The following is a 13,579-nucleotide window of genomic DNA, read 5'->3' on the forward strand; positions in this document are numbered from 1 at the left end:
CTCGTCCGGTCGACGGTCAGCCCTGCGGGCGCAGCGCGACGGTCATGGCCTCGACCGCGAGCAGCGGTGCGACGTTGCCCTCGAGCCGCTCGCGCGCGACACCGATGGCGTCCATGCGCCGCACCGTCTGCTCGGGCGTCGAGTCCTCGGCGAGCGCCTGCACCGTCTCGGCGAGCCCGGTGTTGACGAGCTCGACCTCGGCACCGAGCTGGACCACGAGGACGTCGCGGTAGAGCGAGAGCAGGTCGACCATCGCGCGGTCGAGCACGTCGCGCTGGTGCCGGGTCGCGCGGCGCTTCTGGTCCGCCTCGAGGTCGCGCAGCTGGGACCGGAGCCGCGGCGGGAGCGTCTCGCCGTCGGCGACGCCGAGCGCTCGCAGCAGCTCCGCCTTCTCGCCCGCGTCACGCTCCTCGGTAGCGGCCTTCGCCTCGGCCTGCGCGAGCTCCACGAGCTCCCCGGCGGCGAGGACCGCGTCACCCACGCCTCGGATCCGGCGGGCGAGGGACAGCACCGAGCTCCGGCGGTCGCGCGCACCGGCGTCGCGCGCGAGCCGGCGCGCCAGACCGATGTGGCTCTGCGCCGCACGCGCCGACGCCTCGGCGACGGCCGGGTCGACCCCGTCCCGCGCGACGAGCAGCCGCGCCACGGCCTCGACGGGCGGGACCCGGAGCACGACGCCGCGGCAGCGCGACCGGATGGTGACGAGGACGTCCTGCGGGCTCGGGGCGCACAGGACCCAGACGGTGTGCGGGGCCGGCTCCTCGATCGCCTTGAGCAGCACGTTCGTGGTGCGCTCCGCCATGCGGTCCGCGTCCTCGATGACGATCACGCGCCGTCGGCCCTGCGACGGGCTGCGGCTCGCGACACCGACGAGGTCGCGGACCTCGTCGATCTTGATCGTCACGAGCTCCGTCGCGACGAGCGTGACGTCGGGGTGCGTGCCCGCGAGGACCGTGCGGCACGCCTGGCACCGGCCGCACCCGCCCTGCTCGCACTGGAGCGCCGCGGCGAACGCCCGCGCGGCGTTCGAGCGGCCGGAGCCGGGCGGCCCGGTGAGCAGCCAGGCATGGGTCATCGCGGCCGGGTCCGCCACCGCGGCGCTCAGCGTCGCGACGGCCTGCTCCTGCCCGACGACGTCGTCCCAGACGCTCACGCGCCCGCACCCCGCGTAGGGGCGGCGGGCCCGAACCCTGCGCCGGGCTCGTAGCCGAGCGCGCTGTCCGAGTCGTCGAACCCGTCGTCCGGACGCGCCTCGACGGTGTCCTCGGCCTCCTCGACGACGGGTGTCAGCTCGAGCCGCGCGGCGACGTCGACGCGGATCTGCGCCTGGAGGTCGTCGACCGGCGCCGCGGCGTCGAGCACGACCCAGCGCTCCGGTGCGGCGGCCGCGCGGGCGAGGAACGCCTCGCGCGTGCGCCGGTGGAACTCCGCGCCGGCCCGCTCGAGGCGGTCGTGCGTGCGGCGGATCCGCGCCGAGGCGACGGTCGGGTCGAGGTCGAGCAGGATCGTCACGTCGGGCATGAGGTCCTGCACCGCCCAGCGCGAGATGAGCTCGACCTCGTCGGCACCGAGCTCTCGCCCGCCCGCCTGGTAGGCGACCGAGGAGTCGAGGTACCGGTCCGTGACGACGATCGCGCCGCGCTCGAGGGCCGGGCGCACGAGGCTCGCGACGTGGTGCGCGCGGTCGGCGGCGTAGATCAGCGCCTCGGTACGCGGGTCCATGTCCTCGCCGTGCAGGACCGCGGCGCGCAGCTCCTTGCCGAGCGTCGTGCCGCCCGGCTCGCGCGTGAGCACGACCTCGCGCCCCGTCAGCTCGCCGAGCCACTGCCCGAGCAGGCGTGACTGCGTGGACTTGCCGACGCCGTCGCCGCCCTCGAACGAGACGAAGTACCCGGGTGCGCTCACGGCGTCCACCCTAGCCGCGGGCACCGACCTCGACGCCGCCAGCCTCGCCCCGCGGGTTAGCCTCGGGGGCATGCCCGTGATCCCCACGCCCGGTGCCGCGTTCGCGGACCGCACGTTCGACGCCGTCCTGTTCGACATGGACGGCACGCTCATCGACTCGGTCCCGGCGGTCGACCGGAGCTGGAGGCGCTGGGCGGCGGAGCAGGGTCTCCCCGACCCCGAGGACTTCCAGATCCAGCACGGGACGCCGGCGCGGACGCTCATCGGGACCCTCCTCCCCGCGGACCGCGTCGAGGCCGCCTACGAGCGGATCCACGAGCTCGAGCTCGTCGACAACGAGGGCGTGACGGTCCTCGCGGGCACGCGTGAGGCGCTCACGACGCTCCCGCCGGAGCGGCAGGCGATCGTCACGTCGTGCACGACGCCGCTCGCGGCCGCCCGCATGGCGGCGTCCGGCCTCGTGGCCCCGTCCGTCGTCGTCACCGCCGACGACGTCGAGCGCGGCAAGCCCGACCCGGACCCGTTCCTGCTCGGCGCCGAGCGGCTCGGCGTGGACCCGGCGCGGTGCCTCGTCGTCGAGGACGCCCCGGCGGGCATCGCCGCGGCCCGCGCGGCCGGCTGCGCGGTCCTCGCCGTGACGGGGACGCACTCCGCCGACGAGCTCGCGGCCGCCGACCCCGCCCCTGACGCCGTCGCGCCGGGCCTGCGCGCCGTGCGGTTCGCCGTCGTGCCGGACGGGGTGCGCGTCACCGACGCGTGACCCGCCTCGCGCCGGGAACGCAGCAGGCGCTCGGTGCGCCGCGTCAGTACACGCCCGCGCGCAGAGCGGCCGCGACGACCTTCGACGCCGCGGCGTGCACCTCGGCGAGCTCGTCGAGCTCCAGGCCGGTCGCCGCCACGATCGCGGGCGGGATCCGCTCGGCCTCACGACGGCGCTCGCGCCCCTCGGTGGTGAGCGTCACGCGCACCTGGCGGCCGTCGTCGGGCGAACGCTCGCGCCGCACGTAGCCGAGCGTCTCGAGCCGCTTGAGCAGCGGCGAGAGCGTCCCGGCGTCGAGGTGCAGTCGCGTCGCGAGGTCCCCGACGGTCGAGGTCGTGCCGGCGGCGTCGTCCTGCCACAGCGCGAGCAGCACGAGGTACTGCGGGTGGGTGATGCCGAGCGGCTCGAGGAGCGGCCGGTAGAGCGCGACCATCCCGCGCGCCCCTGCCGACAGCGCGAAGCAGACCTGCGCCTCGAGCGCGAGAGGGTCGGCGAAGGTGTCGCTGCCGGGGTGCGCGGTGTCCGTCACGTCGCCAGGGTAGCCCGGATCGCGCTATCGTGTGGTGCACCAATGATTGGCGCACCAAGCAATGACGGGCGGGCGAGGATGACGAGACGGTCGGCGAGAAGCACGGGGAAGCGGGACGGACGCACGGTCGGCATGCGGATCACCGAGCGCTTCCTGCCGATCTTCGGCCCGGCACAGCTCGGCCGCCACGACGCGGACGGGCGCGGGGTGTCCGACGCCGAGCGCGAGCGCGACCGCGAGCTCCGCACCCGTTTCGAGCGGGTCACGGGCCCCGACGGCCGCACCTACGTCGTCGAGCACACCGACTGACGCGTCACTCCCCCGGGTAGACGACCCCCACCTGGCGGCGCACCTCGTCGAGCGTGCGCATGACCTCGAGCGTGCCGTCCCACGACATGCGCGGGCTCTGCGTCTCCCCCGCCGTGACGCGCCGCGCGACCTCGGCGGCCTGGTACTGCTTGCCCTCCCCCGAGAACCCGTCGTAGAACCACGACGACCCGTCGTTCAGGACCACCCGGAACGACGTCGGCGCGTAGAACGCCCCGTCGACCTCGATCCGCCCGGCCGTCCCGGAGATCACCGCGCCCGTGGCGGTGCGCGACCACAGCGTCGTCGAGAGCGTCGCCTGCGCACCGCCCTCGTAGCCCAGCACGATGCTCACCTGGCCGTCCACACCCGTCTCGGTGAGCGCGCCCACGGCCGTGACGCTCGACGGCGCGCCGAGCAGGTCGTGCGCGAACGACACCGGGTACACGCCGAGGTCGAGCAGCGCCCCGCCCGCGAGCTCCGCCGCGTACAGCCGGTGCGCCGGGTCGAACGCGAAGAGCTGGCCGTGGTCGGCGCTGACGTTGACGACGTCGCCGATCTCGCCGCGCGCGATCACGCCCCGCAGCGCGGCGACGTGCGGCAGGAAGCGCGTCCACATCGCCTCCATCACGAAGACGCCCGCCTCGCGCGCGGCGTCGAGCACCTCGCGCGCCTCCGCCTCGTTGCGCGTGAACGCCTTCTCGACGAGCACGTGCTTGCCCGCGCGGATCGCGAGCAGGGCGTGCTCGTGGTGGTGCGAGTGCGGCGTCGCGACGTACACGACGTCGACCTGCGGGTCCTCCACGAGCGCCTCGTAGCCCTCGTGCGTCGTCGGGATGCCGTGCGACGTCGCGAAGCGCTCGGCGCGCACGCGGTCGCGGGACCCGACGGACGCGACGCGGCTCTGCGTGTGCCGGCGCACCGCCTCCGCGAACGACGACGCGATCCCGCCCGCGCCGAGGATGCCCCAGCGCACGGTCGGCGCCGACCGAGGGTCGGGCACGAGACCGGACAGCTCGCCCAGGACGTCGGCCGGCAGGTCGCGGGCGGTCAGGGCACGGGGGACGGCGGTGTCGCTCATGGCCACACCGTATCCCGGTGGGAGCGGTCCCCCACCGCGCCGACCGAGGACCGGTAGCGGGAGCAGCGGACGGGCGGCATCACCCGCCGGGGTGATGCGCGCCGGCCGTCGTCACGTCACGATGAGGCATGCCGCGCCACCCTGACCAGGCCCCCGGCCCGACGCCCGCGCCCGACGTCGCCCCACCGGCGACCCCCGAGCCGCGCGCGAGCGCACGCGGGCTCGTCAAGGTGTACGGCACGGGTGACACGTCGGTCCGCGCGCTGGACGGCGTCGACGTCGACTTCGCGCGCGGCCGGCTCACGGCGATCATGGGGCCGTCCGGGTCCGGCAAGTCCACCCTCATGCACTGCCTCGCCGGCCTCGACTCGCCGACGTCCGGCAGCGTCGTGGTCGACGGGCAGGAGATCAGCCGCATGTCGCAGCGCCGGCTCACCGCGCTGCGCCGCACGCGCGTGGGCTTCGTCTTCCAGTCGTACAACCTCGTGCCGACGCTCACCGCCGCCGAGAACATCACGCTCCCCCTCGACATCGCGCGGGCGCCGGTGGACCGGGCGTGGTTCGACGAGGTGGTCGACGCCGTGGGCCTGGGCGACCGCCTGCACCACCGGCCGTCCGAGCTGTCCGGCGGCCAGCAGCAGCGCGTCGCGTGCGCGCGGGCGCTCGTGTCCCGGCCGTCGATCGTGTTCGCCGACGAGCCCACGGGCAACCTCGACTCGCGCTCCGCCGGGGAGGTGCTCGCGTTCCTGCGCCGGTCCGTCGACGAGCTCGACCAGACGGTCGTCATGGTCACGCACGACCCGCGCGCCGCGTCGTACGCGCACCGGGTGGTCTTCCTCGCCGACGGGAGGATCTCGGGCGAGCTCCACGACCCGAAGCAGCAGGACATCCTCGACGCCCTCGCCGCGTCCGCGGGCGAGGTGGACGACGGCGCGGCCCGTCCGTCCCCGGTGCCCGAGGGCGCCCGCGCGACCGGGGTGCACGGGCGCCACCTCGCGCCGTCGGACGGGCAGTGATGCTCCGCGTCGCGCTGCGCGGGGTCCGCGCGCACCTCGTGCGCTTCGTGCTGTCGGTGCTCGCCGTGACGCTGGGCGTCGCGTTCGTCGTCGGGACGTTCGCGTTCCGGGGCATGCTGTCCTCGACGTTCGACGACATCATCGCGACGACGCTCGTGGCCGACGTCTACGTGCGCGGCTCCCAGGAGGTCACGGGTGCCGCCCCGCAGGAGGGCGGGGGCGGCGGCGGTGCGACCGGCGGCGGGTTCGCCGCGGAGCGCACGCTCGTCCCGGACGACCTCGTGACCAGCATCGAGGAGGTCGACGGCGTGGACCGGGCCGTCGCCGACGTCTCGGGTCCCGCGGTCCTCGTCGCCGCGGACGGCACGGCCGTCGTGACGAACGGCCCGCCGAGCGTGGCGCTCGCCGTCGACGAGGAGGACCCGAGCCTCACGCTGCTCGAGGGTGCCTGGCCGGGGCCGGGCGAGATCGTGCTCGAGGAGAGCGCCGCGGAGGCCGCCGGGCTGAGCACCGGGGACGAGACGACGATCGTGCTCGGCGACGAGCCGAGGCCGGTCACCGTCTCGGGCGTGTTCGGGATCGAGGCGGCCGCCGCCGGGGCAGTCCTGATCGGTCTCGACGACGCGACGGCGCGCGAGGTCTACGCGCCCGACGGCCAGGTCGCGCAGATCGCGGTCTGGGCCTCGGGGAGCGACGCAGGCGGCGGGTCGGACGACGGCGGCACCGGCGGCACGGATGGCACGGCAGCGGCCGACGAGGAGGCGCTCGCCGAGCGCGTGGAGGCCGTGCTGCCCGACGGCGCGCAGGCGGTGTCCGGGACGCAGGCGCGCGAGGAGGCGAGCGAGGCGGTCGAGGAGGTCCTCGGGTTCGTCGAGACGTTCCTCCTCGTCTTCGCCGCGATCGCGCTGTTCGTGGGGGCGTTCATCATCGCCAACACGTTCCAGATGTCGGTGCGCGAGCGGCTGCGCGAGCTCGCCCTGCTGCGCGCGCTCGGCGCGTCGCCGGGCCAGGTGTTCTCGTCGGTGCTGGCCCAGGCGCTCGTGGTGGGGCTCGTCGGCGGGGCGCTCGGCGTCGCGGGCGGAGCGGCGCTCGTGCGGGTCATCCGCTGGGGCCTGGCCGCCGCCGGGATGGAGTTCTCGGGCCGTGTCCCGCTCGGCGGCACGCAGCTCGCGGCGGCGGTCGGGCTCGGCGCCGCGGTGAGCGTCCTCGCGGCCGTGCTCCCCGCGCGCCGGGCTGCGGCGATCCCGCCCGTCCAGGCGATGCGCGATGACGTCGCCCCCGAGCGCGGCACCCTCGCCCGGGCGGTCGGCGGGACCGCGCTCGTCGCGGTGGGCGCCGGGACCCTGTGGCTCGCCGCGCACCTCGGGTCGTCGGTCGCCGACGACCCGACCGGGTGGACGTGGGTCGACGACCTCAGCCCGCGCGTGCTGCTCGGCGTGGGCGCCGGGCTCGTCCTCGTCGGCGTGCTCGTGGGCTCCCCCGCGGTCGCGCGCGGCGTGCTCACGGTGCTCGCCTGGCCCCTCGTGGCCGCTCTCCGGCCGCTCGGGCGGCTCGCGCGCGGCAACGTCACCCGCAACCCGCGGCGGACCGCGAGCACCGCGGGCGCGCTCCTCATCGGCATGGCGCTGGTCTCCGTCACGGGGGTCATCGCCGCCTCCACGCAGGCGTCGGTGCGGAGCATCGTCGAGACCGAGGTGCGCGCGGACCTCGTCGTGGACTCGGCGACCCAGACGATCCCCGGAGGTGCGGTCGACGCGGTGCGCGCGGTACCGGGGGCCGAGACGGTCGACACGGTCCGGCTCGGGCTCGCGCCGGTCGCGACCGTCGATGCGCCGGAGGACGGGGCCGGCGGGACCGGAGGATCCGACGGGACCGGAGGTTCGGGCGGCTCCGGCGAGGAGGCGCGCGGGACCGACGTCGCGGGCGTCCCGGCGACGTTCTTCGAGACGGCGCTCGACCCCGTGACGCTCCAGGGAAACCCGACGTCGACGCTCGAGGACGGGGACGTCGTCGTGCACCGGCGGACCGCGCGCGAGCGCGGCTGGGAGGTGGGCGACACGGTGCTGCTCGGTGGCGAGGGCGGCACCGGGAACGGCACCGGGGGCAGCGAGACCACCGGTGCGCCGGTCGAGGCGACCGTGGGCGCGGTCATCGACAGCCAGCTCGTCGGCACAGGGATCCTCGTGCGCGACGACGTGTTCGACGCCGTCGTCCCGCCCGCCCAGGCGAGCGTGCGGATCGTCTACGTGAGCGCCGCGGACGACGCGAGCCCCGCGCAGCTCGACGAGCTCCGGGAGGGCCTGACCGACGCCGTCGCGCCGTACCTCGTGCTGACGGTCCTGGACCGCGAGGAGACGGCGTCGGCGTTCGCGGACCAGGTGGACCAGGTGCTCGTGATCCTCTACGCGCTCCTCGCGCTGTCGATCGTCATCGCGCTGCTCGGCATCGTCAACACGCTCGCGCTCTCGGTCATCGAGCGCACGCGCGAGATCGGGCTCCTGCGCGCCGTCGGGCTCGGACGCCTCCAGCTCGCCGGGATCATCGCGATCGAGTCCGTGCTCACGGCCGTGTACGGGACGGTGCTGGGTGTCGCGACGGGCATCGGCATCGGCGCGGCGCTGCCCGGCGTGCTCGCGGACGAGGGCCTGAGCACGCTCGCGATCCCCTGGGGCCAGGTGCTCGCGATCCTCGGCACGGCGGTGGTCATCGGGCTGGTCGCGAGCGTCTGGCCCGCGATCCGCGCCGCCCGACTGCCGGTCCTCGACGCGGTGACCGTCGACTGACCGCTCGCGCGTCGGGGGCCGACGTCCCCGACGTCGCACCGCGGTACTACCTCGCGAGGTAGTACCGCGGTCGATGTGGAAGGACCTCGGTACTGCTTCGCGAGGTAGTACCGCGGTCGATGTCGAGGGACCTCGGTACTACTTCGCCGACCTGGCAGCAGGCTTCTTCGCGGGAGCCTTCTTCGCGGCGGGCTTCTTGGCCGGCGTGCGCTTCTTCGCCGGGCCCTGCGCGCGCTTCTCCGCGAGGAGCTCGATCGCGCGCTCGGGCGTGATCGACTCCGGGGTGACGTCGCGCGGCAGGGTGCGGTTGGTCTCGCCGTCGGTCACGTAGGCCCCGAAGCGGCCGTCCTTGACGACGATCGGCGTGCCCGTGGTCGGGTCGTCGCCGAGCTCGCGCAACGGCGGGGTCGCGGCGCCGCGCCCGCGCCCGCGCTTCGGCTGCTTGTAGAGCTCGAGCGCCTCGTCGAGCGTGACGGTGAACATCGCCTCCTCGCTCGGGAGGGTGCGCGAGTCCGTGCCCTTCTTGAGGTAGGGACCGTAGCGGCCGTTCTGCGCCGTGATCTCCTCGCCCGACTCGGGGTCCGTCCCGACCACCCGGGGCAGCGACAGGAGCTGCAGGGCGTCCTCGAGCGTGACCGACTCGAGCGTCTGCGTCTTGAGCAGCGACCCGGTGCGGGGCTTGGGCTGCGCGGCCTTCGCGCGCTTCTGGGCCGCGGCCGACAGGCTCGTGTCGATCGGCGGGAGGTCGAGCACCTCGGTGACGTACGGGCCGTAGCGCCCGGCCTTCGCGATGATCTCGTTCCCCGAGACCGGGTCGGTCCCGAGCACCCTGCCGTCGTCCGCCCCGGCGGCGAGCAGCTCGCGCGCCTTGGCGACGGTCAGCTCGTCGGGGGCGACGTCGTCGGGCACGGAGGCGCGCGGCGGGTTCTCGCCCTCCTTCACCTCGGCGGCGAGGTCCTCGACGTAGGGGCCGTAGCGCCCGACGCGCAGCTGCAGACCCTCGCCGATCGGCACGGAGTTGATCCCCCGTGCGTCGATGTCGCCGAGGTTCTCCACGAGCTCACGCAGGCCCTCGCCCGCCTCGCCCTTCGCGGCGTCCCCGAAGTAGAAGTGCGTGAGCCACTCGACGCGGTCGCGGCGGCCGGCCGCGATCTCGTCGAGGTCCGCCTCCATCGCCGCCGTGAACCGGTAGTCCACGAGCCGGTCGAAGTGCTCCTCGAGGAGGCGCACGACGGCGAACGCGAGCCAGCTCGGCACCATCGCCTGGCCGCGCGTGAGCACGTAGCCGCGGTCCTGGATGGTCGAGATCGTCGACGCGTACGTGGACGGACGGCCGATGCCGAGCTCCTCGAGCGCCTTGACGAGGCTCGCCTCGGTGTAGCGCGGCGGGGCCGACGTCGAGTGGCCGGCCGCCTCGAGGTCCTCGCCGCGCAGCGCGTCGCCCTGCGCCATCTGCGGCAGGCGCGCCTCGCCGTCCGTGTCGCCGCCCTTGCCTGTGGCGCCGAGCGAGTCCTCGGCGTACCGGTCGACGTCCGAGCTCTCCTCGTACGCCGCGAGGAAGCCGCGGAACGTGATGACCGTGCCCGACGCCGCGAACACCGCGTCGCGGCCGGCGACCCCGGCCTCCTCGGTCCCCTGCACGGTGGCGAGCGGCGCGCCCAGGCGCACCGACGCGGTCGAGCCCTTGGCGTCCGCCATCTGTGACGCGACCGTGCGCTTCCACACGAGCTCGTAGAGCTTGAACTGGTCGCCGCTCAGCTCCTTCGCGACCTGCGCGGGCGTGCGGAACGAGTCCCCCGCGGGGCGGATGGCCTCGTGCGCCTCCTGCGCGCCCGCGTTCTTCGACGCGTACACGCGCGGCTTCTCCGGCACGAAGTCCGCGCCGTAGAGCTCGGCGGCCTGACGCCGCGCGGCGCTCGTCGCCTCGCTCGACAGCGACGGCGAGTCGGTGCGCATATAGGTGATGTAGCCGTTCTCGTACAGCGACTGCGCGGTGCGCATCGTCTGGCGCGACGACATGCGCAGCTTGCGGCTGGCCTCCTGCTGGAGCGTCGACGTCGTGAACGGCGCGGCCGGACGACGCGTGTACGGCTTGGTCTCGAGCGAGCGCACGACGAAGTCCGCGTCCGCCAGACCGGCGACGACCGCCCCGGCCGTCGCCTCGTCGAGCTGCCGCACGCCGTCGCGCTGCGCCGCCGGCTTGAGCTGGCCACGGTCGTCGAAGTCGCGCCCGGACGCGACCCGCGCGTCGCCGAGCTGCACGAGACGGGCGCCGAACGCCTTGCCGGCGTCGTCGGGGGCGGCGGCCGCGGCCGCGCCCGCAAGGCCGAACGTCCCGGAGACGTCCCAGTACTCGGCCGCGACGAACGCCATGCGCTCGCGCTCACGCTCGACGACGAGGCGCGTCGCGACGGACTGCACGCGGCCCGCCGACAGGCCCTGACGGACCTTGCGCCACAGCACCGGGGAGACCTCGTAGCCGTAGAGACGGTCGAGGATGCGGCGAGTCTCCTGCGCGTCGACGAGGCTCGTGTCCAGGTCGCGCGTGTTCTGCAGCGCCCGCTGGATCGCCTCGCGCGTGATCTCGTGGAACACCATGCGCTTGACCGGGACCTTGGGCTTGAGCGCCTCGAGCAGGTGCCACGCGATGGCCTCGCCCTCGCGGTCCTCGTCCGTCGCGAGGTAGAGCTCGTCGGCGTCCTTGAGGGCGCGCTTGAGCTCGGCGACCTTCTTCTTCTTGTCCGCGTAGACCTCGTAGTACGGGTCGAAGCCGTTGTCGACGTCGACCGCGAACTTCCCGTACGGGCCCTTCTTCATGTCCGCGGGCAGCTCCGACGGCTGCGGCAGGTCCCGGATGTGCCCGACGCTCGCCTCGACCTCGTAGTCGTCGCCGAGGTAGCCCTGGATCTTGCGAGCCTTGGCGGGCGACTCGACGATCACGAGCTTGCGTGGCATCCCATCCTGCTTTCGTCGGTACGAAGTCTGTTCCGTGCGCCGGTCTCTCGCGGGTTCCCGTCGGCGCCCTGCGGCGCACGACCCCGGCCGCGGACCGGGCAGCCTACGACGTTACGCCATCCGCGCCAGCGGCACCCTACTCCTGAACCCCGACGGCGTCCGGACGAGCCGTGGACTGGCGGACGAGCAGGAGCAGCGCGAAGGCACCGGCCGTCACCCCGGCCACGCCGGCGACGCCGCCGAGGTACGCGGTCGCCTCCTGCGCGGTCGTCGTGTCCCACGTGGCCGGCGTCGCGCGCATCGTCCACAGGGCGACGACGCCCGACGCCGCCGCCCCCAGGAGCAGGAGCACCGCCGTCACGACGGATCCCGGCGAGGCGCCGGCGCGCGGGTCGAGCGACGAGCGCGGCGTGAACGCGCACACGAGCGCGCCCCACGCGAGCACCACGAGGACTGCAGCGACGACGTCGCTCGGCCGGTGCCACTGCCCGACGAGCGTCGAGACACCGATCGCGGCCGTGTACGCGCCGCCGAGGACGGCCACGAGGGGCCGCGCCGCCCGGGGCACCACGAGGAGCAGCGCCGCCGCGACCGACGCCGCGACGGTCGTGTGCCCGCTCGGCAGCGAGTTCTCCGCCGTCCAGCCACCGATGAGGTTCTCGCGCCCGAGCAGGACGTGCTTGACCGCCTGGGTCGTCACGTTGGCCCCCACGACGACGAACCCGACCTGGACCGCGAGCCCCCAGCGCCGCCGCACGACGGCGATCGCCATCGCTGCGGCGAGACCGACGACGACGAACGTCACCGACACCGTGTCCAGCACGGGCTCGCCCAGCGTCCACAGCGGGCCCTGCCCGTTCACCGCGCCGTCGAACGCCGCGCGCTCGAGCATCTGGCCCGCGTACGTGTCGACGAAGAACCGCCACACGGCCCAGGCGAGGGCGGCCGCGGCGACCGCGACCAGCCCGGCGACGACACGCGGGGCGACCCGCGCCGTCGGGCCGGGCTGCGCCGTCGGGCCTGGCCGCTCGGACGGGCCGGACGTGCCGGACGTGCCGACCGGGCGCTGCGGGCCTGCGGACGGACGAGCCGACGGTGCGGCGGGAGTCCCGGAGTGCGGTCCGACGGTCGGCCCTGCCGGCGCCGCGACCGGCAGCGGGCGCGTCCCGGTCCCGCCACCGGTCGGCAGCGGTCGGGTCGGCGCGTGGTCGGACATCCTCCCACCGTAAGCGACGTCTGTGGGAGTTCGGGAAAGACGTCGAGCAGAAGTGGTCCCGCAGGACGGCGGACCCGACCGGTCCGCGGCGGCGGGCAGAGCCGGGCCGACGGCGCGGGCAGCAGTAAGGTGGCACGCATGACCGACGTCTCCTCGCGGCCGCTCCCCGCGGACGGCGACGCGCGCGTCCGCCGGGCGCGCCGCCCCCGCCCCGAGACGCTCGCGCGGCGCGAGGAGATCCTCCGTGCCGCCATGAACGTGTTCGGCTCCCGGGGGTACCACCAGGGGTCGCTGGCCGAGGTCGCGGAGCAGGTCGGCATCACGCACGCGGGCGTGCTGCACCACTTCGGGTCGAAGGACCGGCTGCTCACCGCCGTCCTCGAGTTCCGCGACCGGGAGGACGTCGCGCACCTCGAGGGACGGCACATCCCCGGTGGACTCGACCTGTTCCGGCACCTCGTGCTGACCGCCGCCATGAACGCCGAGCGCCCGGGCATCGTCCAGGCGTACACCGTCATCGCGGGCGAGGCCGTGACCGACGGCCACCCCGCGAGCGCGTGGGTCACCGCGCGGTTCGCCGGGCTCCGCGCCGACATCGCCGGTGCGCTGCGCGAGGTCGTCGAGGAGCGCCGCGCCGCGGGGGCGGACGTCGTCGACCTCGAGCTCGACGACGCGGCGCTCGACCGTGCGGCGTCGTCGATCATCGGCGTCATGGACGGCCTGCAGACGCAGTGGCTCCTCGACCCGGACGCCGTCGACCTCGCCGAGGCGACGGCCTTCGCGATCGAGGCGATCCTGGCGGCCACCCTTGCGGGCGCACAGCGACCGCGCCCGCTGGCCTGACCGCCGAGGTAGTACCCCGGTCCGTTGAAGTAGGACCTGGGGTCACCCGCTCCCGGACCCGACGCCGAACGGGGGAAGGCCCCCACGCGTCGTCGGGCAGGGGCCGACCGCCGTCCTACCTCGCGCTACTGAGGTACTACCTCGCGCTGCTGCCGTACTACCTCGCGCTACTGAGGTACTACCTC

General features: G+C 74.9%; 11 protein-coding genes. 5 read left to right on the forward strand and 6 right to left on the reverse strand.

What is annotated here, in order from left to right; all coding sequences use genetic code 11:
• Positions 1–16 precede the first annotated feature (16 nt).
• Positions 17–1,153 carry a DNA polymerase III subunit delta' gene (locus NFS20_RS13980; RefSeq protein ID WP_251152404.1) on the reverse strand — a complete coding sequence of 379 codons (1,137 nt, stop codon included), beginning with the start codon at positions 1,151–1,153 and terminating at the stop codon, positions 17–19.
• The gene (tmk, locus tag NFS20_RS13985) at positions 1,150–1,905 is read right to left on the reverse strand and encodes a dTMP kinase (RefSeq protein WP_353050462.1); all 756 of its coding nucleotides are present in this window, start codon (positions 1,903–1,905) and stop codon (positions 1,150–1,152) included. Before tmk ends, NFS20_RS13980 begins: the two co-directional genes overlap by 4 nt.
• 70 nt (positions 1,906–1,975) lie before the next feature.
• On the opposite strand from tmk, the gene NFS20_RS13990 reads away from it, so the two are divergent.
• On the forward strand, positions 1,976–2,665 hold the full coding sequence (locus NFS20_RS13990) for an HAD-IA family hydrolase (RefSeq protein ID WP_251152405.1): 690 nt from the start codon (positions 1,976–1,978) through the stop codon (positions 2,663–2,665).
• A gap of 43 nt (positions 2,666–2,708) precedes the next feature.
• Here the strand turns inward: NFS20_RS13990 and NFS20_RS13995 are convergent, their stop codons facing one another.
• Entirely contained in the window at positions 2,709–3,194 is a 486-nt protein-coding gene (locus NFS20_RS13995; protein WP_251152406.1) for a MarR family winged helix-turn-helix transcriptional regulator, read from the reverse strand.
• 132 nt (positions 3,195–3,326) lie between these two features.
• On the opposite strand from NFS20_RS13995, the gene NFS20_RS14000 reads away from it, so the two are divergent.
• Complete coding sequence (locus NFS20_RS14000) at positions 3,327–3,503, forward strand: hypothetical protein (RefSeq protein ID WP_251152407.1); 177 nt, start codon at positions 3,327–3,329, stop codon at positions 3,501–3,503.
• A gap of 4 nt (positions 3,504–3,507) precedes the next feature.
• Here NFS20_RS14000 and NFS20_RS14005 read toward each other — a convergent pair whose 3' ends face one another.
• The gene (locus NFS20_RS14005; protein ID WP_251152408.1) at positions 3,508–4,581 is read right to left on the reverse strand and encodes a Gfo/Idh/MocA family protein; all 1,074 of its coding nucleotides are present in this window, start codon (positions 4,579–4,581) and stop codon (positions 3,508–3,510) included.
• A gap of 128 nt (positions 4,582–4,709) precedes the next feature.
• Here NFS20_RS14005 and NFS20_RS14010 point away from each other — a divergent pair, with 128 nt between their 5' ends.
• Together NFS20_RS14010 and NFS20_RS14015 are read left to right on the forward strand one after the other, a co-directional pair.
• Positions 4,710–5,597, forward strand: coding sequence for an ABC transporter ATP-binding protein (locus tag NFS20_RS14010; protein ID WP_251152409.1), 888 nt, complete (start codon positions 4,710–4,712; stop codon positions 5,595–5,597).
• Entirely contained in the window at positions 5,597–8,380 is a 2,784-nt protein-coding gene (locus NFS20_RS14015; RefSeq protein WP_251152410.1) for an ABC transporter permease, read from the forward strand. Before NFS20_RS14010 ends, NFS20_RS14015 begins: the two co-directional genes overlap by 1 nt.
• Positions 8,381–8,518: 138 nt before the next feature.
• Here the strand turns inward: NFS20_RS14015 and topA are convergent, their stop codons facing one another.
• Both topA and NFS20_RS14025 read right to left on the reverse strand, forming a co-directional pair.
• A complete protein-coding gene (gene topA, locus NFS20_RS14020) occupies positions 8,519–11,335 on the reverse strand; it encodes a type I DNA topoisomerase (protein WP_251152411.1) in 2,817 nt (938 codons plus the stop codon).
• Positions 11,336–11,471: 136 nt separating this feature from the next.
• Positions 11,472–12,551 (reverse strand): phosphatase PAP2 family protein, encoded by a 1,080-nt coding sequence (locus tag NFS20_RS14025; RefSeq protein WP_251152412.1) that lies wholly within the window; start codon positions 12,549–12,551, stop codon positions 11,472–11,474.
• 138 nt (positions 12,552–12,689) lie between these two features.
• Between NFS20_RS14025 and NFS20_RS14030 the strand changes: the two genes are divergently transcribed.
• Entirely contained in the window at positions 12,690–13,394 is a 705-nt protein-coding gene (locus tag NFS20_RS14030; protein ID WP_251152413.1) for a TetR/AcrR family transcriptional regulator, read from the forward strand.
• Positions 13,395–13,579: the final 185 nt, after the last annotated feature.

It is taken from the genome of Cellulosimicrobium sp. Marseille-Q4280, assembly GCF_943181405.1.
Lineage (GTDB): Bacteria > Actinomycetota > Actinomycetes > Actinomycetales > Cellulomonadaceae > Cellulosimicrobium.

Coding starts and splice junctions, on each gene's coding strand:
- NFS20_RS14030 (WP_251152413.1), top strand. CDS start 12,690: ATGACCGACGTCTCCTCGCGGCCGCTCCCCGCGGACGGCGACGCGCGC.
- NFS20_RS14015 (WP_251152410.1), top strand. CDS start 5,597: ATGCTCCGCGTCGCGCTGCGCGGGGTCCGCGCGCACCTCGTGCGCTTC.
- NFS20_RS14005 (WP_251152408.1), bottom strand. CDS start 4,581: ATGAGCGACACCGCCGTCCCCCGTGCCCTGACCGCCCGCGACCTGCCG.
- topA (WP_251152411.1), bottom strand. CDS start 11,335: ATGCCACGCAAGCTCGTGATCGTCGAGTCGCCCGCCAAGGCTCGCAAG.
- NFS20_RS13990 (WP_251152405.1), top strand. CDS start 1,976: ATGCCCGTGATCCCCACGCCCGGTGCCGCGTTCGCGGACCGCACGTTC.
- NFS20_RS14025 (WP_251152412.1), bottom strand. CDS start 12,551: ATGTCCGACCACGCGCCGACCCGACCGCTGCCGACCGGTGGCGGGACC.
- NFS20_RS14000 (WP_251152407.1), top strand. CDS start 3,327: ATGCGGATCACCGAGCGCTTCCTGCCGATCTTCGGCCCGGCACAGCTC.
- NFS20_RS14010 (WP_251152409.1), top strand. CDS start 4,710: ATGCCGCGCCACCCTGACCAGGCCCCCGGCCCGACGCCCGCGCCCGAC.